17 protein-coding genes are annotated in these 20,780 nt (G+C 39.7%); 8 read left to right on the plus strand and 9 right to left on the minus strand.

Going from position 1 to position 20,780, the window contains the following annotated elements; genetic code table 11:
- Positions 1-217: 217 nt before the first annotated feature.
- Positions 218-1,357 carry an FAD-dependent monooxygenase gene (locus F952_RS02790; RefSeq protein ID WP_017385208.1) on the plus strand — a complete coding sequence of 380 codons (1,140 nt, stop codon included), beginning with the start codon at positions 218-220 and terminating at the stop codon, positions 1,355-1,357.
- Positions 1,358-1,449: 92 nt separating this feature from the next.
- Here F952_RS02790 and F952_RS02795 read toward each other — a convergent pair whose 3' ends face one another.
- Both F952_RS02795 and F952_RS02800 read right to left on the minus strand, forming a co-directional pair.
- Positions 1,450-2,733 carry an OprD family outer membrane porin gene (locus tag F952_RS02795; RefSeq protein ID WP_004921872.1) on the minus strand — a complete coding sequence of 428 codons (1,284 nt, stop codon included), beginning with the start codon at positions 2,731-2,733 and terminating at the stop codon, positions 1,450-1,452.
- 31 nt (positions 2,734-2,764) lie between these two features.
- The gene (locus F952_RS02800; protein ID WP_004921875.1) at positions 2,765-4,111 is read right to left on the minus strand and encodes an MFS transporter; all 1,347 of its coding nucleotides are present in this window, start codon (positions 4,109-4,111) and stop codon (positions 2,765-2,767) included.
- Positions 4,112-4,919: 808 nt separating this feature from the next.
- Between F952_RS02800 and F952_RS02805 the strand changes: the two genes are divergently transcribed.
- A complete protein-coding gene (locus F952_RS02805) occupies positions 4,920-5,996 on the plus strand; it encodes an aromatic ring-hydroxylating dioxygenase subunit alpha (protein WP_004921878.1) in 1,077 nt (358 codons plus the stop codon).
- A gap of 11 nt (positions 5,997-6,007) precedes the next feature.
- Entirely contained in the window at positions 6,008-6,955 is a 948-nt protein-coding gene (locus F952_RS02810; protein WP_004921880.1) for a PDR/VanB family oxidoreductase, read from the plus strand.
- Positions 6,956-7,001: 46 nt separating this feature from the next.
- Here F952_RS02810 and F952_RS02815 read toward each other — a convergent pair whose 3' ends face one another.
- From F952_RS02815 to F952_RS02825, 3 genes are all read right to left on the minus strand, one after another.
- A complete protein-coding gene (locus F952_RS02815) occupies positions 7,002-7,688 on the minus strand; it encodes a GntR family transcriptional regulator (protein ID WP_004921883.1) in 687 nt (228 codons plus the stop codon).
- A gap of 166 nt (positions 7,689-7,854) precedes the next feature.
- Positions 7,855-8,853, minus strand: coding sequence for an isopenicillin N synthase family dioxygenase (locus tag F952_RS02820; RefSeq protein ID WP_004921886.1), 999 nt, complete (start codon positions 8,851-8,853; stop codon positions 7,855-7,857).
- A 571-nt stretch (positions 8,854-9,424) separates the two neighbouring features.
- The gene (locus F952_RS02825) at positions 9,425-9,880 is read right to left on the minus strand and encodes a hypothetical protein (RefSeq protein ID WP_004921889.1); all 456 of its coding nucleotides are present in this window, start codon (positions 9,878-9,880) and stop codon (positions 9,425-9,427) included.
- Positions 9,881-10,646: 766 nt separating this feature from the next.
- Between F952_RS02825 and F952_RS02830 the strand changes: the two genes are divergently transcribed.
- Entirely contained in the window at positions 10,647-11,102 is a 456-nt protein-coding gene (locus F952_RS02830) for a GNAT family N-acetyltransferase (protein ID WP_004921890.1), read from the plus strand.
- Positions 11,103-11,144: 42 nt separating this feature from the next.
- On the opposite strand, the gene F952_RS02835 is transcribed toward F952_RS02830, so the two are convergent.
- Positions 11,145-13,259 carry a TonB-dependent siderophore receptor gene (locus tag F952_RS02835; RefSeq protein WP_004921894.1) on the minus strand — a complete coding sequence of 705 codons (2,115 nt, stop codon included), beginning with the start codon at positions 13,257-13,259 and terminating at the stop codon, positions 11,145-11,147.
- A gap of 152 nt (positions 13,260-13,411) precedes the next feature.
- On the opposite strand from F952_RS02835, the gene F952_RS02840 reads away from it, so the two are divergent.
- From F952_RS02840 to F952_RS02850, 3 genes are read left to right on the plus strand one after another with little or no spacing between them, the layout of a single operon-like run.
- Entirely contained in the window at positions 13,412-14,437 is a 1,026-nt protein-coding gene (locus F952_RS02840) for an ABC transporter substrate-binding protein (protein ID WP_004921897.1), read from the plus strand.
- 3 nt (positions 14,438-14,440) lie between these two features.
- On the plus strand, positions 14,441-15,457 hold the full coding sequence (locus F952_RS02845; protein WP_004921899.1) for a FecCD family ABC transporter permease: 1,017 nt from the start codon (positions 14,441-14,443) through the stop codon (positions 15,455-15,457).
- A gap of 3 nt (positions 15,458-15,460) precedes the next feature.
- Positions 15,461-16,225: an ABC transporter ATP-binding protein gene (locus F952_RS02850; protein WP_004921901.1), complete on the plus strand. Its 765-nt coding sequence runs from the start codon at positions 15,461-15,463 to the stop codon at positions 16,223-16,225.
- Between the two features lies 1 nt (position 16,226).
- Here F952_RS02850 and F952_RS02855 read toward each other — a convergent pair whose 3' ends face one another.
- A complete protein-coding gene (locus F952_RS02855; protein ID WP_004921905.1) occupies positions 16,227-16,916 on the minus strand; it encodes a GntR family transcriptional regulator in 690 nt (229 codons plus the stop codon).
- 99 nt (positions 16,917-17,015) lie between these two features.
- A complete protein-coding gene (locus F952_RS02860; protein ID WP_004921908.1) occupies positions 17,016-17,909 on the minus strand; it encodes an ArgP/LysG family DNA-binding transcriptional regulator in 894 nt (297 codons plus the stop codon).
- A gap of 212 nt (positions 17,910-18,121) precedes the next feature.
- Between F952_RS02860 and F952_RS02865 the strand changes: the two genes are divergently transcribed.
- Positions 18,122-18,715, plus strand: a complete 594-nt coding sequence (locus F952_RS02865) for a LysE/ArgO family amino acid transporter (RefSeq protein ID WP_004921909.1) — start codon at positions 18,122-18,124, stop codon at positions 18,713-18,715.
- Between the two features lie 93 nt (positions 18,716-18,808).
- On the opposite strand, the gene F952_RS02870 is transcribed toward F952_RS02865, so the two are convergent.
- The gene (locus F952_RS02870; RefSeq protein WP_004921910.1) at positions 18,809-20,740 is read right to left on the minus strand and encodes an acid phosphatase; all 1,932 of its coding nucleotides are present in this window, start codon (positions 20,738-20,740) and stop codon (positions 18,809-18,811) included.
- Between the last annotated feature and the right edge of the window lie 40 nt (positions 20,741-20,780).

The raw sequence follows: 20,780 nt of genomic DNA on the forward strand, positions 1-20,780 counted from the left end.
AAGTCTAATTAAAAATGCGCCGTATATCCCCTTACGATGCCTCTCTTTCTATTCTCTAATTTGAGACATTCCCAATACATTCACCTGCTCAATCAAAAAAAGATTGACTTGCCTTTAAATTAGCATAAATATAGCTTATGTTTTATATAGGTAACTTTGTTTTATATTTAAAACTAAGTATTTTTTAAATGATGTTTTTATCTGGTAAATAATGAGTATGGATACTTTAAAAATTGCAATTATTGGTGGTGGTGTAGGAGGCTTGGCAGCAGGAATTGCACTTAGAAGAAGTGGTCATGCCGTCAGTATTTTTGAACAGGCCTCTAGCTTTTCCAGAGTCGGAGCTGATATCAACCTCACCCCAAATGTTGTACGCGCAATCGATGGCTTGGGAGCAGGTGAAGCTATTCGACAGTCAGGAGCTATGCCCACCTATCGTATTAGTCGTGACTGGGATACTGGACTTGAAACTTCACGCTTAGGCATGAGTAAAGATGCCGAACAACGTTATGGTGCTCCACAAGTGACGATACATCGTGCTGATATCGTACAAGCGCTGGCAGATCAATTTCCGCTTGAACATATTCATTTTTCAAAACGCCTTAAAACGCTAAGTCAGGATGAAAATGGTATTCGACTGATCTTTGAAGATGGCTCACAGCAGAAATTTGATGTTGTAGTGGGTGCGGATGGCATCCATTCACGTGTTCGAACTGCCATATTTGGTGAAGAATCTCCGCGCTTTACAGGAATTGTTTCATTCCGTTGCGTTGTTCCTACCGAAAAAGTCAAACACGTTCCTGAAATTGAGGCTTTCACCAAATGGTGGGGACCTGTTCCAGAGCAGCAGATCGTCACCTTTCCACTTAATCAGGGCAAAGATACTTTTATTTTTGCCACTACAGGTCAGGAAACGTGGACGGAAGAATCCTGGACCAGTCAAGGGGATGTCGATGAATTACGGGAGTTTTATAAAGACTTTCATCCAAACGCAAAAGCCTTACTGCAAGCCTGTGATACTACATTAAAAAGTGCTTTATACGAACGTGATCCATTACCTCAGTGGTCTCAAGATTGTGTCACGCTATTAGGTGATGCATGCCATCCTATGCTGCCTTTTATGGCGCAAGGTGCAGGCATGGCAATTGAAGATGCTGTTGTATTGGGCCGTGCCTTTGAAGGCATCCGCCATAAACAGCAAATCAAAAATGCGTTAAAAATATATGAGGAAACACGCAAACAGCGTACCGCACAAATCCAGCTCGGTTCACAAGGGAATCAATGGATGAAGCAACAAGGCAATGCTGACTGGGTTTATCGTTATGATGCATGGCATACCGAATTGGCTCAGAGCTAAAACCATGCCGTTTAAGTAAAAAACTAAAGATTAAGCCATGCTTTAACATGACTTAATCTTTATAGCATTTTAAATGTATACAAATAGTGGGTTTAAAACTTAAAAGTATAATCTACATTTAAACGTGTTTCGTTGGTTGAATGAAAAGTCATAATCGTTGGCATATCATTACGGTAGTGAGAAAAGCGCCCACGTAATCCTAAGCCTTTGAACTTACCTTCGGGAATACGATATCCCAACTCAACTTCCATCGATTCTTCTTTGAAACGCTGGTCGCCATAATTGAGTAAATTAATGTCTTCACCTTTGGCATAACGGGTCATAAAGCGTAACCCATTCAGAGAAATATCCCCCACATTTACATTTTTAAACTCGTATTCATAACGGACGGAATATACTTTTTCATCTTTGTTAGAATAATCCGAACTCATAAAATCCAATACAACCGGGCTTTCTGTACCAGACAAAAATGGTAAACCTGTAGCACCAAATGACTGCATATAACCTAAAGAGATCGTATGATTTTGATAATTGAGGCCAAATAAACCACTTAAATGACGGTTATCTACCTCTCCAATTTTCTTTGTACCCGCATCTTCGCTATTGAAAAACCGAACATCACTCAAAAAATTTAATTGTTGATTCAGCGGTTGTTTGCCGTTAAAGCCCAAAAATTGTTGTTGGTAAATATTATGCAATTCTGCCTGATAAGCTCGTACTCTATACGCATCATTAACCTGATATGCGCCACCCAAGGTATAGAAATAATCTGTCGTTGCAGCGCGATCAAAACGACGATTGATATTGTCTGTTCCAACATCGGTAAAACGGATGGAATCACGCTGACGCACTTCATCGACATAAAAACCTTCCAGTTGAAATTTTGGAATTTCTGTCGATAAAAAACGTACTCCTCGATAAGTTTGTGGAAACAAGCGCGCAGGTGAAGAGAAAATAGTAGGCAGTAACGGCACCAAATCACCCACAAACAGCTCATTGTTGCGATACTTTGCCTTGCCTGTTATTCCGACTTTGCCATAATAATCATCACGTGAATTATCTGAATTGACAGGCAACAAACCACTACGTGCATAATCATCAGCACGATTTCCCATCAAATTGAATCCAGCCATCGCCAGTACATCAACACCAAAACCCACTGGTCCATCTGTATAACCAGACTGACCTTTAAAAATTACCCCTTGCGCCCAATCTCGGGCGGCGGTATAGGGGTACGGATCTTGTTTATAATCCCGATCAAAATAAAAGTTTCGAAGTGTGAGTTCTGCTTTACTGTCTGCAATAAATTCGGCATGGACTACAGGGGTAAATAATAGGCATAAGCAGCCCCCCACCCATAAGGATGTCTTTTTCATTTTTTAAACTCTACTGTTTTATTATATTGATTTAAGCAACTGTTTTTATAGAACTTCCTAGACCTTCTTTCTGGCGATAAAATGCCTTACTCAAGCTCAGAATCAGGAAAATCGCTAAAATAAAAACAATACCGTAATAGGCATACAAGGTTGACGGAGCTAAGCCTTTATCGAGAAAAATACCTGCCACTGTTGGTGATAAAATTGCACCAATACGGCCAAAACCAATGGCATAACCTACACCACGACTACGTATATCTGCGTCATAAATAGTGGGAGAAATAGAATATAAACCCGCCACACAGCCATTAATGAGTGTACCAAGCAATAAACCGACCATGAGTGCAATACTCACTTGCGAAGATACGGCCACGAACAACCATACACACACAGCGGTTAATCCCAAAAAGAGACTTAAGGCATGAAAGATTTTAATACGTGATGCCAAAAGACCAATAATTGCAGCACCAAAAACACCACCAATACTAATTAAGATTCCTGTCGTTACGCCCTGACTTGGCGACATGCCCATTGCAATCAGAATTTTTGGTGTCCAGCTCATCACAAAATAAAAACCGAACATGACCAGAAAGAAAGCAAACCACAAACATAATGTTTGAAATCCCTGCTTGCCTTGAAAAAGCTTGGCAATATCACTGCTGTGCTGTTGTGTATTTTTTTCATGCTGTGGTAAGGCATTTAAGCGAACAAGTCCGATACGCTGCACGGTCAGATTGATTTTTTCTAGTGCTTGCTTCGGTTTCTTCGCCAATAAATAATCCAGTGATTCTGGTAATAACCATAAGCTCACCAATAACATTACAACTGTCGTCACACCACCCGCCAGAAAGATCGAACGCCAGCCTAAATGCTCAATCAATAGTAATGACAATATGCCGCCTAATGTTGCGCCAATCCCATACCCCGTTGACATGAGACTAACAGCAAGACTACGCCAGCGTAAATTGGCATATTCACTGGCCAAAACGTTGCTACTGGCTAAAATACCCCCCACCCCAATACCTGTCACAAAGCGTAATGCTGCCAACATACTGTGGCTATGCACCAAACCACAGGCGAGCATGCTGATGCCTGCAATAGCTAAACAAATTAAAATCAGTAAACGGCGACCAATTTTGTCTGCCAGAGGTGCCAGAAAAATAGAACCCGCAGCCATGCCAAACAAACCAGCACTAAGTAGAAGCCCGATTTGTGCACCTGAAAGTGACCACTCAGCTGAAACAGATGGAGCTGTAAATGCCATGACCATCACATCAAAGCCATCAATAATATTGAGACACACGCAAACAACGATCACAAACCATTGATAACGGCTCATATTATTCTGATTAATTTCGCTTAAAATGTCTCTTTGCATTATATATCTCCCAATCTGGACAGGAGATACTCACGACATTACAAAGCTTGAATGCTGGGTGATTATGCATATCCATATCCATAATTGCCTAAAAGGAATTTATTTATGTCAGAAACAGTATGATTGGATCGGTTTCTGGAGCATCCTGCTCAATTTGCATACTGATATAATGGATCCAAAAAATCAATTGGTTCTTGGAAAATTTTGTGCGATCAGCGTACATAAAGTTTAAATACTAAAATTAAAACAATAAAATTATATACTTGATAAAAATTATATTTGGTCTAGATATTTATTTAGAACAAATATGGATCCAATAAATAAAAAATATATGCTTTTTAAACGGGAATGGATCCTCCTTAAAAAATCATTATTTTAATACCGCAAAACCTAAGCAAGATGCATGGGAATTTCAAAGGATTACTCGAATCATGATGAATCAATTAAGTCGATTTAGCTTCAGTCTATGTTTATTTACAGGTATTGTTATTCCTAGCGTAAATATGGCAAAAGCCTTGACGAACAACGCATGAGGTTACATTACACCGTCAAGTTCTCATGTAAGGAGATGATCCAGAGTTGTTATTTTTTGGATCCAATTATTACAATAATCAAAAGTACTTAATTTCGATACTTTTTATTCAAAAAATCAACCATTCGTTATTTTTATACTTAAATTAGTGCATATTCATTGTATATCAACCCTATAAGACAGAATCCAAATGAGACTAAATTAAATAAAATAGGATTGACTCTGCATAAAAATTAGCATAAATTGGATCCAATAAGTGATAAGGAGTCGTCACACATGTTTATTAAAAATGCCTGGTATGTCGCTTGCCGCCCAGAAGAAATTCAAGATAAACCATTAGGCCGTACGATTTATGGTGAAAAAATCGTATTTTATCGTGGCAAAGAAAATAAAGTCGCAGCGGTAGAAGATTTCTGTCCTCATCGTGGCGCGCCATTGTCTTTGGGTTATGTTAAAGATGGTCATCTAGTTTGCGGTTATCATGGTTTAGTTATGGGATGTGAAGGAAAGACCATTGCTATGCCTGCGCAGCGTGTAGGCGGCTTCCCCTGCAATAAAGCATATGCTGTTGTCGAAAAATACGGATTTATTTGGGTTTGGCCAGGTGAAAAATCTCTGGCAAATGAAGCAGACTTACCCACACTCGAATGGGCAGATCATCCAGAGTGGAGTTATGGCGGTGGGCTGTTTCATATCCAGTGTGATTATCGTCTCATGATTGATAACCTGATGGATTTGACTCATGAAACTTATGTTCATTCGAGCAGTATCGGTCAAAAAGAAATTGATGAAGCATTGCCAGTAACCAAAGTCGATGGAGACCATGTGGTAACTGAACGCTACATGGAAAATATTATTGCGCCACCATTCTGGCAAATGGCGTTACGTGGAAATCATTTAGCTGATGATGTGCCTGTGGATCGTTGGCAACGTTGTCACTTCTTTGCACCTAGTAATGTCCATATTGAAGTGGGTGTGGCTCATGCGGGTCATGGTGGTTATAACGCACCAAAAGACAAAAAAGTCGCTTCAGTGGTTGTCGATTTTATTACGCCTGAAACAGAAACGTCTCACTGGTATTTTTGGGGCATGGCACGTAATTTCCAGCCAGAAAACCAACAACTGACCGACCAGATTCGTGAAGGACAAGGCAAGATTTTTACCGAAGATTTAGAAATGCTGGAACAGCAGCAGCAAAATATTCTACGTAACCCACAGCGCCAATTATTGATGCTGAATATCGATGCTGGCGGGGTTCAATCACGCAAGATTATTGATCGGTTACTGGCAAAAGAAAATAGCCCGTCACCTCAAGATACACAACGAAAATTTCCCAATATTCGTGTAATTTAAGGATGATAAACATGGACGTGATCATTCACAAAATTCACCAGCTTACTCCAAGTATTCGTGCATTTGAGTTGATCTCTGCCAATGGCAGCGACTTACCAGCTTTTGACGCAGGCTCACATATTGACGTACATCTCAAAAATGGATTGACTCGACAATATTCACTTTCTAACTGTTGTAGTGAACAACATCGCTATGTGATTGGTGTATTGCACGATGAAAATTCAAGAGGTGGTTCACGTTGTATTCATCAGGATTATCGTGAAGGCGATCATTTAAATATTGGTACACCGCGCAATTTATTTGAAATTCATTCTAAAACTCAGAAAGCAGTTTTATTTGCAGGCGGTATTGGGATTACGCCTATTCTCTCCATGGCTTATCGTCTAAAACATCAGCAAATTCCATTTGAACTACATTATTTTGTACGTAGTCATGAAATGATTGCATTTTATGGCAACCTGACTGAACACTTCCCAGAGCAAATTCATTTTCACATTCAGAATCAGTCTGAAACACAATGTGAAATGTCGAAAGTGCTTGAAGAAGTCGCTCCAGATCGACATTTATATGTCTGTGGTCCAGCTGGTTTTATGCAATTTGTGATGGATTCTGCACAGCAGGCAGGTTGGTCAGATGAACAGTTGCATCAAGAACATTTTGTCGCACCGCAAATCGACCAAAGTCAGAATGAAGCTTTTACCATTGAAGTGCTTGGCTCAGATCGTAAAATTGAAGTTTCTGCCCATCAGACGGCGACTCAAGCCTTGCTCGAACATGGCTTTGACGTGCCTGTTTCATGTGAACAAGGCATTTGCGGCACCTGTATTACGCGCGTGGTTTCTGGAACACCAGATCATCGTGATGTATTTATGACAGATGAGGAACATGCTTTAAATGATCAGTTTACACCGTGTTGTTCGCGTGCGAAGTCTAAAATTTTAGTCATTGATCTTGCTTAAAAGTTCAGTTTTTCTCCTATACATTAAGCCCATGTATAGGAGTTTTTTACTCGGCATCCGCTAAAATCTGACGTACAGTCTCTCCGAGTACGACAACACTACTATGCTCACGCATTAAGTTTTCTGCACGTCCAGCTTGACGATTCACTAAAGCATTATAAATTGAGCAATGCTGTAGATGCGCATAATGTAAACGTCGATATTCAGATAAGGCACGGTTTTGATCGTAGGTAATCGCTTGTGCAGAAGCCAAAGGTAATTGGTTGTTTTTAGCCAACGCCTGCATCAGAGCAATATTTTTTGCACCCTCAATAATAGTATCGTGAAAAATTACATTATAGTGATGATATTTTTCCAGCTCTTCGTCACCAAATTCATTTCTTCCATTAAATAGCTTTTCAGTTTCTTCAATACATTCATGCAAAATATTTTTTTGTTGTTCGGTAAGTCCCTGCTCTGCTATGGTTTTTGCTGCCAAGCCTTCGAGTACACCTCGCACCTCAAGGGCATCATGCACCAATTCATCCGAAATCTCACGGACAACATAGCCACGGGTTGGATTTTTAATCAGCAAGCCTTCTTGCTCAAGCAGACGAAAGGCCATTCGAATAGGCTGACGTGATACTCCTAAAAGCTCTGCCGTTGGAATTTCTGCGATTCGGCTGCCACCCTCAAGTTCGCCATCGATAATCATTTTTCTGAGTTTAATTAAAACTTGGTGCCCTGATGACATTACAGCCACTTTTATATAAAAAAGATTATGCCTGATGCTATCAAGTTCATTACATTGATGACAATGCCTTTGAGTTTATTTGAAATATGATTTTTGTCATAAAAACAAAAGCAGCCTGCTCAGACTGCTTTTGTACTGCTATAGATTGAATCATCTACAATAGAAATTAGTATTTTCCAGAGAAATTAGCACTCACACGCTGCGCCAAGTAATCCTTAGCCGTAATATCTGGGTATTTGCCTTTTGGGCTTTGGATGAGTACATCTTCATTGGCTTGACAGAAAAATGCCAAGCTATAACGCGCTCCCTGATATTCATAATCGGCTGGATTTTTTACACGATGAAAATTTGAAGGCAACACATCATCACTCCAGCGCATCAACATATCGCCAATATTACAAGTAATCACATCTTCACGCGGTTCAATTGAAGTCCATGCACGATTTTCCATTTCTTTACCAGGACATACCTGTAGGCCACCCTGACCTTTTTGCTGGAACAATAGCGTTAAACAATCAAAATCGGTATGTGCACCTGCACGCCATAAACCGAGTTCATCTTTAAACGCAGGATCAACCGCATAGTAATGCAACATCCGCAAAGTGCTTTGATAGGTTTCCTTGGATGGATCATGCGCCAAGGTAAAAAAGTCTTCTGAAAATCCCATTTTGTAGGCAAAGCAAGACAAAATTTTCATGCCTACCGACCAGCACTGACTTTCAAAATTTAATACCTGTTCTTTAAAATCTGGTAATTCTTGCTGCGTAGGCCATAACCCCGTCATACGTGGACGAGTAACCTGATAAGATTCCTTTTGATCCGGTGTTTTAGTAGAAGGACGAATCTGTGCTTTGCTTTCCCAGCCGGAATTACGCTTTAAAGGATATTGTGCTTTTACTTCACGTGGCAGGGCAAAAAATTGTTCTGCCAATCCAAATGCATGCTCAATGTCTTGCTGAGGAATACCATGATGAGAAACCTGAAAAAAACCAATTTCAACAGCAGCATCCCAAAGTTGATCTGCAATTTCATATTTACGCTGTTCAAAATCACTTAGATCGATTACACGGACTTCACGTTGGGTCTCTGTACCCATCACACCCATGACAGATTCTTTTTGCAGTTCTTGGAGAGAAAATTCGTTATTGGTGTTTAAACTGTTCATGCTTGTCACTCACATTAAAAAAGAAAATTTAATGATGTGACTCAATTTTATAAAAAGTCGAATATAGGATTGAGCCACACTAAGCAATATCATTGGTTTTGCAACAAAAACTGATATTACCTAGAGCAATGACCCACATAGTGACAACGTCATCATGTTGACAGCTTCTACTCTCATATGAATTAAGCAATGAATATGCCAAAAAAACAACTCTTAGAAGACATTATTAGATTAAGAAAAACATCCATTCTGTTCAATTAAAGTGCATGTCCAGTCATAAAATCCAATTATCTTAAAATAAGCCCCAATACTGTGCGTCGTGGGTTTAAGATTTTTCCTAGGCATTCCTCGTCTCTTATTTTAAAAAGCAAATTTTAAACAAAAAAAAGCCACATCTGAGGGTGTGGCGAAGGGTATTTCATGTTGACTAAACGGTGATTACAACAAGCTATTCACCTTAAATTTAGAATAGACAAACTAACTTAATTTAAACTTAATTATGAAGTTTAAATTTTTATAATTAGACCATTTCCATTTTTGAATGATTGCAGCAATAACCTAGACAATTAATTTAGTCAGGTTTGAACTGTTGTAACGTGATCCCTTCACTTTCCTGGATATCTCTAACCCATTGATCTACTTCTGATTTATTAATCTGCAGCACTCTCATAAGCTCTGTAGAAACAGACTGAAAACGGCTACCTTGCCAGCGTTGTGCCAGCATAAATCTAAGTGCTTGATGCATGATCCAATTTTTCTGTTGCAGATTGAGTTGTTCCTCCACATCACCCAGTTGCAATAAAACTGTTTTTAAACTTTCATACGATTTAATCTGTATATGATGATGAATCATATTTTGATGATGTGGCGTAATATCATTAAACAGATCAAAGATTTTTTTTGATAGCTCAGGCTTACAATAACCATATTCATCTCGAACCAGATAATGAAATAGTTTGATCAACACCGTCAATATCTTTTCTTGCTGGATAAAAAACTTGGTTTTATCCCATTCCCATGTATTCATAACATCTTACTTCCCAAGCATTCTTAAGATTTAGTCTTTTAAAATTGATCATGTCGATTATTTATAGTCTTGGATAAATCTATATTTGACATGCATTTTTTCTAATATCGATAATGCGCTTTGAGTATTTGTAACGATGAGTTGATAGAAATGTGGGTAACTCTTTTTTAAGGGATTCCGTATAAAAAAATACGATAAAAGATTTGAAAAGCACATAGCGTACTCCTTTGTTTGAAAAAGAAGTTCTAGCATCTCACTGTCAAATGAGGGTGGTAGAACGAAAGAGGGTTGACAGACTGGCAAACAAAGAAACCAGCACGCGCAAGCGCGTCCCCCTTCCGCCCTACCATAGAGAAAAGGGGGACGAACGGGTTTTTGGCTCACAAACTAAATTGTTGAACCATCTTTGTTTGAACGGGCCTGTCAAAACCCACTGGCGATTTGGGCCAGCCGGCAAAGAATAATCAGCAGGTACTATGACGTCAAGATTTTAAAATATAGATGGTCAATGTCTGTCCCAAAATAAATGGGCAGGCTCGTTCATACAACTTATGCTCATTTAGAAATTTGTGACACATCTATTATTTTATCAATTTTTTAATAAATTTTCGTTATTTATTAACAATTATGTGCGTCATATCAATAAAAATAGCAACCATATTTAGAAACTGCTACTTTTAAAAATATGATAGCTGTATCTTATATAGCAGTATAAAAAACTACATTCTTTTTATGATAAAAGCTGATGTTATGAGGAGATCAATCAGTGAATACTGCGCTGCTTCAAGTTGTACCAGTTACTCAAGAAGACTATTCACAATGGTATACATACTGGTTAGGTTATCAAAATTTCTATAAGGTGATTTTGACGGAAGAGATTACGCAAACAACATGGCAACGCTTTTTTGATGATTCTGAGCCTGTCTTTTGCGCAGTTGCCAAGAAAGGAGAACAAGTATTAGGTTTTGTGCACTACGTCTTTCACCGCTCGACCTGGGCACCGCACTATTATTGTTATCTTGAAGATTTATATGTTTCACCAGATTGCAGAGGGCAACATATTGGCAAAAGCCTCATCGAATATGTACAGCAGCAGGCCAAAACCCAGCATGCAACACGTTTATACTGGCATACTCAGGAAAATAATCTGACTGCACAAAAACTCTATAACTGGGTCGCTGAAAAATCTGAAATGATCCAGTACCGCATGCCAATCCATTGAACTTGAAAAAACCAGAAGTATTATGCTTCTGGTTTAATCTATTTAATTAAATTGATAATTGATGCTTAGAAATATTTCTCTCGGATGCCCTGGGGCCACCCATTCATCCTTTACACTGGCAGTATAATATATAGTGTTAAATAGATTATTCAAATTAAACTGTAATTTGAGTTTTGGATTCATCTGATAGTAACTATTTAAGTTCAACAAGGTATAAGATGGTAAATTAAAACCATTGTCATAGACATTACCTGTACGCGCCGAAACATACTGAATATTCCCGCCTAAGCCAATTTTACTTGCTCCTGCTTGCCATACATCATACATCACCAATAAGTTAAGATGATGTTTAGGGCTATTGAGTAAAGCACTGCCCTTTGCAATTCCTGAGCTTTCTTCGCTTTTAGAAACAATCGCATCCGTATAGGCATATGCAAACTTTAAGTTAAGCGGGTCGACTGGCTGTGCAGTGAGATCAAATTCAATACCACGACTCGTTTCTTGGCCCACTGGCATCATATAAGCCGAATTCAATGGATTAGTCGTCAAGACATTCTGCTTTTTGACATGAAAAAGTGATACAGAAGCCATGATACGATCATCTAGCCATTTTGCTTTGGTGCCTAGCTCATAAGTCCATGCTTTTTCGGGTTTGAATGGTTGCTGCTGAATATCCAGTCCTGAATTAAGATGAAACGACTGTCCCACGCTGGCAAACAGTGAAGCATGATCATCAAGCAAATAATTGACAGCGACTTTAGGGCTAAAATGCATGAAATACTGACCGCCCTGAATGCCCGCAATAAATTCACGATAGTCTTGCTGATAGTAATCGTAACGTCCACCCAGTAAAACTGCCCATTTTGGATTAATCTCGATGTAATCACTTAAACTCAAAGCTGCATTTTTTTGACGCTCAAGCGTGTTATAGACCGAAGTAACGGCTGGAAGATTAACGCCATAGATAGGATCATAAATATTGATTTCACTGCTCGTCGATCCCTTTTTTCTGTATCTAAGCAAATGATTCTGTACTTTTAAATCACTATAGGTCATGCCTATAAAAAGTCGATGATTTAACGAACCTGTATTGAACTGCCCAGTTAAATCATGACTGAACAAATAGCTGGTGGTGTCATAGATACGATAACGGCGTTCACGGTTTAAATCACCTTGTGCATTTAAGAGCTGATAAGCTTCCGAAGAAAAACCACGCCATGTATTATCTTTATAGTTGAGGATGGTCTGAGTCGACCACATTGGATTCCACTGATGCTGGATTCTGACCTGTTGTAAATAGTCATTCACGGTCATCAGACCATCGTCTTTTTCGCCCAGAAATCTTGAGTTCGGAATCGCTCCTAACTGCTGATTGACTGCAAGAACTCCACGATCAAACAACGTATTTAGCACGGTATATTCACTGTCGTAATCAACCTGAGTAGTGTCACTTGGCTTCCATGTCAGTTGTGGTGCAACAAATAATTTATTGTTTTGCACTTCATCACGGAAGCTTTTGTTATTTTCATAAGCCACACCCAAACGATAGGCGATTGTTTCTGTAATCGCATTGGTTGAATCTATAGCACTACGATACTGGTTATAAGATCCGCCTCGTAATTCAATGCTATGGTGTGGTTCAAATTCTGGCTTTTTGGTCACAATATTTAAAACACCACCAGGCTCTCCAGCACCATATAATGCTGCCTCTGGCCCTTTTAAAAATTCAATTCGTTCTACATTGACCAGATCATGTGCAACATTAAACCCTAAATATGACGTTAATCCATTTCTAAGGCTTGCTACACCAATGGTTTGGTCTGTGTTGAATCCTCGAAATGAATAGTTATCCCATATTCCTCCTGTTGGATTAAGTAAACTGACACCACTCACTAGGCCAACCACATCACTGATACGTTGAGCGTTTATATCCTCAATCATTTTCTGATTGACGACCTGTACATTTTGCGGCGTTTTTAATGGATCTAGCACAAACTTCGTAGCCGCGCTTTCAGGCTCCTCTAAAAACGAATTTTTTTGAGCTGTTGCAGTCAACTGAATTGCATTCAAGACCTGTAGATCTTGCGCATATACCAGTTGAATACTTAACCATAAACAAGTCATACCGAATATTGATTGAGAAGAGAAAGTCGTCATGAAAAAAACCGAATGTTGCAATTGTGGTAAATTACAATAAAATACCATCTTGTACACAAGATTGTATAAGTTAATTGACTTACTGGTCTTCTTAGTTTTCTATGGCGTGAGATTATGTGTTGAGTTATTGCCCCAATATTTTTTATCTGATAATGACCACGTTATGCTTAGTGATTCAAACGGGATGTTCTCCAGCACAAGATCATGTACATTCACAACTGCATTCTTCAATCAGCGTAACAGATCGTGATGGAAATACCGTTCAGTTGAATCAGCCTGCACGACGGATTGTGTGTTTATTTGAAGCCAGTGTCGATGATTTATATATGCTCGGTGCAGGCAAATCGATCATTGGAATCCCTGCAAAAATTTATACATCTTCAGATTTGTATCGCGCTTATTCAATTCTGGATCGACGAATTTATGAAAAAAAGATCGCAACGCCAAGCAACTGGGAAGCTTCGACCAATATCGAAAGTGTAGTGGCCTTACAACCAGATTTGGTCATTGTCAGCGCAGGTCAAAAAGATGTGATCCAGATTCTGAACAGGATGCATATTCCGGTTTATTCTGTACTCTCAGAAAATCTACAACAAACCCGTAAAGAGCTGTTAGATCTGGGAAAACTGACAGGCAAATCTCAACGTGCCAGCGAATTGGTAGAGTTTATTGATCATGAAATCCAAGCGATTCAACAGCGAAATCATACGCAGTCTGATCAGAAAACCATTTATTACGGTTGGTCGGGTGGACGTATTTTCTCGACCTCTGGTCGCGACTCGATGCCCAATACAGTCATGACACTCGCAGGTGCTCACAATGTCGTAAATACCGCTATCGATCAACCGAATGTCAATCCAGAAAAGCTTATTGAATGGAACCCAGATGTCATTTTGCTCTGGAACACCAACCCGAAACAAATTTATCAACGTTCCGAATTAAAAACGCTCACTGCCGTAAAACAACAACACGTTTTTAATTTGAGTCCGAGTTTTTTATTTAATCCGCATACTCCCAAAATTTTACTGGCGGCCAATCAATTGAATCACTGGGTATATCCAGCTCCACATTCTGATCAGGCTGCAACCCAGGACAAACTCAGAATCCTGACCCAGTTTTATGGCAAAACAGCGGCAGAACAGCTCATTCAATATGCCAACGATGTGACCAAGGAATAATCTGTGAAACGTTCGTTTTTATTTTTAATTTATTTTATTCCTTTGCCACTGATTATTTTGTCATTATTGATTGGTCCCTCTGAACAGTTTGGTATGACTGATTTTGCTTATGCACTCTGGGCATTTGTCGTTCCTCCTCTACACTTGAATGAATTGGATATGCAGCGTCTAGAACTAATGCAAAATATCATCATCAATGTGCGTATGCCGCGTGTGTTTTTAACGTTCATGGTGGGTGCAGCTCTGGCATCTTCGGGCAATACCTTACAAGCGCTGTTTCGTAACCCTTTAGTCGATTCTTATGTCTTGGGTATTTCCTCTGGCGCTGCGCTGGGTGCTGCATTGGCACTTCTAACCAATTGGATGCCCGTACAACTCTCTGCATTTATTTTTGGAATTTTAGCGGTCTGCATGACTTATGGTTTTGCACAGCAGCGCTATGAAAAAAGTTCGGTTGTGGTGATTTTACTTTCGGGAATGATCGTATCAGGATTATTTATTGCTGGCCTGAGTATTGTGCAATATTTAAGTGATCCCTATAAATTACAAGCCATTGTGCAATGGACGATGGGCAATTTACATCAAGCAACCTGGGACAAAGTACAACAGGCCTTTTTACCCATTAGCTTATCACTGATTGGAATCTATTGTTTACGTTGGCGACTCAATTTACTGGCATTGGGTCATCTTGAAGCACAGGCAGTGGGTGTGGATCCGCGTCGTGACCAGTTTTTACTGATTTTGTGTGTCACGCTGGCGACTTCATCTTCAGTCGCAGTGGCTGGAATCATTAGTCTCTATGGTTTATTCCTACCACATTTGGTGCGCATGATGATTGGGCCAGACAATGCGAAAACAGTACCCGCCAATATTTTTCTGGGTGGTTCTTTTTTACTACTGATTGATAATTTCTCCCGAACATTTTCGACCTTTGAAATTCCAATCGGGATTTTTACCATGCTGCTAGGCGCACCGCTATTTTTGTATTTGATCCGCCGTTATCGAATGAACTGGGCTTGAGTTATGAGTAAGATCACGCTTCAAAATATCCACTTTGCCTATCAGCAAAAAACGGTATTAAAAAATATTCATCTTGAGTTTCGATCCAACCGTTTTTCGGTGTTACTGGGGCGAAATGGCAGTGGTAAATCGACGTTATTTAATCTGATGGCGGGCATTTATCCTCTCCAAACAGGAAAAATTTACTTTGATGGGCAATCCCTATCTGCACTTAAAGGAAAAGTACGAGCAGAACAACTTGGATTTTTAGCTCAGAGTCATCGTAGTATTTTTAATTTTAGTGTGCTGGATGTGGTCATGACTGGTCGGGCTGCCTTCTCTGGCTATGCACCCTCCAAACAAGACCGACAGCTTGCAAATGACGCATTAAAAACACTAGACATTCAACACTTGGTAGATCGTGATTACACCACTCTTTCGGGTGGTGAAAAACAATTAATCATGATTGCACGTATTTTAACGCAAAATCCGAAAGTGATTTTACTGGATGAGCCAACCAACCATCTGGATGTTTATTATCAGGCATTTTTAATGCAGAAACTGCATGAATTGTCTAAACAAGGCTATACCATTGTCGCCATTATGCATGATCCAAATCTTGCTTTTTTATATGCCGATGATTTTTACTTTATTAAGAATCAGCAAATTATTCAGCCCAAGGATCCATCTTTGGCTACAGATGCTGAGTTTTTGGCAAGTATTTATGACTTGCCATTTCAGCAGGCTTTTATAGGCGAACAAAAAATTGTAATGCCGCGAAAACTCTAATTTAATGAATCGCGCTGATCATCTGTAAAGTAATATTTTTGACTTCATGGATGCTTTCAAGTACATGATGCTCTGCAAGATGAATCGCTTGCTCGGCGTCTTTATTTAAAATGCATTGTAAAATTGCACCATGATCCTGATAGGCATGTGCAATATCAAACTCTTTCATGGCCCCTAAACTGAGTACAATTCGGATTTTCTCACTGGCTTCTTGGTGAATTTTGGCAATTTGCTGATTTCCTGCTGCACGTACTAAAGCACAATGAAAGTCTTCACTTTGTAAAACAAGCGTTTTGGTATCCGTCAAATAATCTACAGGCGCAATCAACCACATTTTTTTTAATTCGATTAATGCGGGTAATTGTTCGGGATGCTCAAGCTCACACAGGCGCTTGACCGCCTCTTTTTCCAGAATCATGCGCAAATCAAATAATTCCTGATAATACTTAAATTCAAGCGGGCGAATTTCCCAGCCACTTCGAAAATGTACATGCACAAATCCCTCTTGTTCAAGGCGATACAACGCCTGTCTAATCGGAGTTCGACTCGCTTCATAACGTTCCGATAAATCTGTTTCGGTAAAGCGCTGACCAGGTTTTAAGACAAAGTTAAAGATATCTTCTTTTAATAGTCCATAGATCAGATCCGAAATATTATTAGAGGTCTTTTTTTCAGATAATGGCTTAGACATAAGTATAATCAAATACGATAAATATAAGCCTGCATTATAGTGCGTTTTTAAGATTTACAAACCTTTCATCGCAGTCAAATAGATGTAAACCCAACATAATCATAATGGGCTCAGATATTTAGCTGCATGCTGGGTTAAATGTTCTGTGAGAGATTGCAGTGGTCGAGATTGCTGCTGCCAATGATGCCAGTACAATGGTATATCCAGCTGCATCTCAGGCATAATATCTCGTAATTGATCGGGATCTGCTGCTTGTTTTAATTGTAATTCAGGCACCAAACCATACCCTAAACCCAACTGCACTGCTGTAAAAAAACACGCTGAAGATGGAATATAGTGATAGGGATAAGCCCCCTTAATAAGTCCATATTGTTTTTCGAGCAGATCAAAATGCATCTGATCTTTATGATTAAAAATAATAGCGGGTGCAACCCGTAGCGCTTCACGATGTACGCCATGACGAAACCATGTACCTTGAAATGCCTGCGTCGCCAGCATCTTATAACGCATACTTCCCAAATAAACCGACTTGCATCCTTTCATAGCTTTGGGTTCGATGGATATGCAAGCACTCACCGTTCCCTTTTCCATTAAAGCATGAGTATGTGACTGATCATCTAGTAAGATTTCTAACATCAACTTTTGTTGAGAAGCCACTTCATTTAAAGCAGGTAAAAGCCAAGTGGCCAATGAATCGGCATTTGCTGCCATCATAACTTTAAAAAATTGTGATGGCGTTGCGTCAGTCAAATTGTGCAGAAAATTTTGTTCAAGGCGTCTAGTATGCTGTAAATGTTCAAATAATTGCTGACCTGCATGTGTCAAAGTACACGGTCTTGCTCGAATCAGTAATAACTGCCCCAGCTCTTTTTCAAGGGCTTGTACACGCAATGTCACAGCCGAAGCAGTAATGCACAATTGAATGGCTGCTTGCTCAAAGCTTCCCTGTTCTGCAACAGCAAAAAAGGCATCACATTGTTTATTATCAAGCATAGTTTCCTTAAAAAAATTTAGTTCAGCTTATATATTCTTAATTTTACTGATTTCAATAATGAAAAGTAGATAATCATTGTGATTGATTTGAACTCATTTAAAGCCCCTTATGCAGCTTATTTTTTTCGTTATTAGAACTTATTTTGATATTGCCCTCTACGCTCATCTTGATCCATGCGCATATCTCCTCAGCCATATATGGACACTTTAATATGACTGCTTTTCTCTATGGATTAGGCATTGGATTTTCTTTAATTCTGGCAATTGGTGCCCAAAATGCATTTGTATTAAAACAAGGGCTAAAACGCCAACATGTATTTTGGGTGTGTCTGGTTTGTGCATTGTCCGATTCTGTATTGATTTATTTAGGAGTAATAGGTTTCTCTCAAATCATTGTCAGTTTTCCTATGATTGTGATCTTAGCAAAATATTTTGGTGCACTATTTTTGTTGCTTTATGGCGCCAAACATTTTTATGCAGCGTTACAGTCATCGGCATTGTATCCGAGCGAACTGGAAAACGACTCTCTTTATACAATTATTGGGCTATGTCTGGCATTTACATGGCTTAATCCACATGTCTATCTTGATACGGTCATTCTAGTCGGTTCACTGTCTGTTCAATTTTCACAACAACGCGATCTATTTGCAGCGGGATGTATGCTGGCTTCATGGTTATTCTTTTTTGCACTGGGTTACGGCGCGCGCATGTTGCTACCTATTTTTAAAAGCACACGTTCATGGAAAATACTCGATATGATTATCGGCTTGATGATGTGGACAATTGCACTCACATTGATCATTTAAGATTTATAAATTGGTCTGTTTATTTAGCAGACCAATTTATAAGTTAAACAAGCTATTTTAAAAATTCATTGTGTGACCAAATAAGCCAATCCATCATGACACCTTAAATGTGACTGTATTGTTCTGATAAACAGGGGTAATATCCTGACCGTTCAACGTAACTTTTTGATAGCTGCCCTGCAATTTTTTTGCTGATAACAGCGTATATGTACCTGTTGGTAAGTTGTTGGTGGTCGTAACTTTCAAGATACCATTTAAGTTTGCAATATTAGCCACACGCAAAGCTGGTTGTGCCGCAGTTTTAAAATGAATGGCTAAAGTTGAATTGGCAAGTTGAGTTAAATTGGTGCCGATATTGACTGTTTTATTGGCATTGATATTTAAGCTGCTATTGCCACGGACATAAATATCGCCTTGTCCTGCTGCATTTTTAGTCAATAAACTGATTGCTCCTTGCGTGATATCAATTCCACCTGTAAATGAGTTGTTTCCATTCAACCCCAATGTCCCCGTTCCAAGCTTGGTCAGTTTACCTGCACCAGAAATATCATTGCTCCATTGGTCATACTGGTTAAATCCCCCTAAGCTGGCATCCATGGTTAGCGTTACATCGCCATTGAAGTTGCCATAACCTGCACCCGCCTTAAATAGGTTTAAACGCCCATAGCCTTCAGCATCATCCATTACAGGATAACCTGAAGCAATCGCTGTCGATTTTAAAACGACACGGCGCTGATTGGCGGTCAAATAAGGGAATCGGGTTTCTAGCAATACCTCTGCCCCTTTAGGTACATTGGCAATTCGTGTTTTATCTGCAATCTGATTGAAACCATACGTCATCCAATGCGCAACCTTTTCTTTGAGCTGATCTATATCCGCAAACCGATCATTTTGATCGTATGGCATTTTTGCCACTGCGTAGAAAGACTCAAAACTCGATGTATTGGTGGCTTTCATTAGCTGAGTTTGTGCTTGTTGATACGCCTGCTGTCTTTTCTCTGGTGTCATGGCATTCAAGTTAGCAACATCGGCAGCAATTGACTGAATCCGGCCACCCACCACATCAAGGGCAGAATGCATTCCTGCGATAATCCGTGAATTTCCCAAATCCATAGCACGCGCAATCAGCTCTTGATAACGTTGCGGAATGAGATAGGCCATGGCAATCGCATTTCGGCCTGCCTCGGCAGTATGACCACTTGGAAAACCACCATCTGTTGCAGGTGTGCTGCTCTTGGCCGATTCTAGACTCGGCACCACAATCACATCACTGCTCCAGCGGTACGGGCGTGCATATTTATAAAACCGTTTAGCAGGTTCAGTCGATGCGTTATCAGCCATTGACTTTACAAATTCGACTACCAGACCAAAATCAGTATTGCCTTCAGCGGTAGTCAAACCTGAATTATTGCCTTGATCATCATATTTGACTTGCTGAGCATCACTGGGTACTGCATTGATGGTCGTGGTTTGTCCTGTAAGTTTACGCCAAGGATCTGTCAGCGCGCCCAAGCCTGTAGTCACACTGTAGCTCTTACCACGTCTATCATCCAGATAAGCACGAATAGCATCATCTGCAGTTCGATTATGCGTAGTCTGTACAGAGTAATGAATATTATAGTTGAGTACATCACTATTCTTTTTTGTACCGTCTGTACTATCACCTGGAATTCCTGTCCAGTTTGAAGCCTTTACTGCTGGAAAGCCATCTCGTGCTTCAGCCGATACGCCTGCATCTACAAATAAACTTGAAGGCGTCCAGACATCCAGATAACCACTTAAAACCCTCACACCCGCATTGGTATCAACTGTTGCATAACGCGCATCACCCCGCTGATTGCTCGCCCATGAATCCACCGCAGCCGTCAAATTAGACTGGACTGGTGCGGTATCTTCATAGCCTAAACCTTTAGGTGGCTGTGACGAATCAGTTGTTGTTTCGGCATCATGATCATTACATCCTGTAAAGAGTAGCGAGCAAGACAAAATCGGGAGACAAAGCACATTAAACTTAAAGCTGGACATGACGTGATCCGTTCGAAAAAACGTTATCTTTCACGAAAAT

Source organism: Acinetobacter baylyi DSM 14961 = CIP 107474 (assembly GCF_000368685.1).
Classification (GTDB): domain Bacteria; phylum Pseudomonadota; class Gammaproteobacteria; order Pseudomonadales; family Moraxellaceae; genus Acinetobacter; species Acinetobacter baylyi.

Coding starts and splice junctions, on each gene's coding strand:
- F952_RS02790 (WP_017385208.1), top strand. CDS start 218: ATGGATACTTTAAAAATTGCAATTATTGGTGGTGGTGTAGGAGGCTTG.
- F952_RS02840 (WP_004921897.1), top strand. CDS start 13,412: ATGACCACGTTATGCTTAGTGATTCAAACGGGATGTTCTCCAGCACAA.
- F952_RS02805 (WP_004921878.1), top strand. CDS start 4,920: ATGTTTATTAAAAATGCCTGGTATGTCGCTTGCCGCCCAGAAGAAATT.
- F952_RS02810 (WP_004921880.1), top strand. CDS start 6,008: ATGGACGTGATCATTCACAAAATTCACCAGCTTACTCCAAGTATTCGT.
- F952_RS02835 (WP_004921894.1), bottom strand. CDS start 13,259: ATGACGACTTTCTCTTCTCAATCAATATTCGGTATGACTTGTTTATGG.
- F952_RS02820 (WP_004921886.1), bottom strand. CDS start 8,853: ATGAACAGTTTAAACACCAATAACGAATTTTCTCTCCAAGAACTGCAA.
- F952_RS02825 (WP_004921889.1), bottom strand. CDS start 9,880: ATGAATACATGGGAATGGGATAAAACCAAGTTTTTTATCCAGCAAGAA.
- F952_RS02860 (WP_004921908.1), bottom strand. CDS start 17,909: ATGCTTGATAATAAACAATGTGATGCCTTTTTTGCTGTTGCAGAACAG.
- F952_RS02795 (WP_004921872.1), bottom strand. CDS start 2,733: ATGAAAAAGACATCCTTATGGGTGGGGGGCTGCTTATGCCTATTATTT.
- F952_RS02865 (WP_004921909.1), top strand. CDS start 18,122: ATGACTGCTTTTCTCTATGGATTAGGCATTGGATTTTCTTTAATTCTG.
- F952_RS02815 (WP_004921883.1), bottom strand. CDS start 7,688: ATGTCATCAGGGCACCAAGTTTTAATTAAACTCAGAAAAATGATTATC.
- F952_RS02855 (WP_004921905.1), bottom strand. CDS start 16,916: ATGTCTAAGCCATTATCTGAAAAAAAGACCTCTAATAATATTTCGGAT.
- F952_RS02870 (WP_004921910.1), bottom strand. CDS start 20,740: ATGTCCAGCTTTAAGTTTAATGTGCTTTGTCTCCCGATTTTGTCTTGC.
- F952_RS02850 (WP_004921901.1), top strand. CDS start 15,461: ATGAGTAAGATCACGCTTCAAAATATCCACTTTGCCTATCAGCAAAAA.
- F952_RS02800 (WP_004921875.1), bottom strand. CDS start 4,111: ATGCAAAGAGACATTTTAAGCGAAATTAATCAGAATAATATGAGCCGT.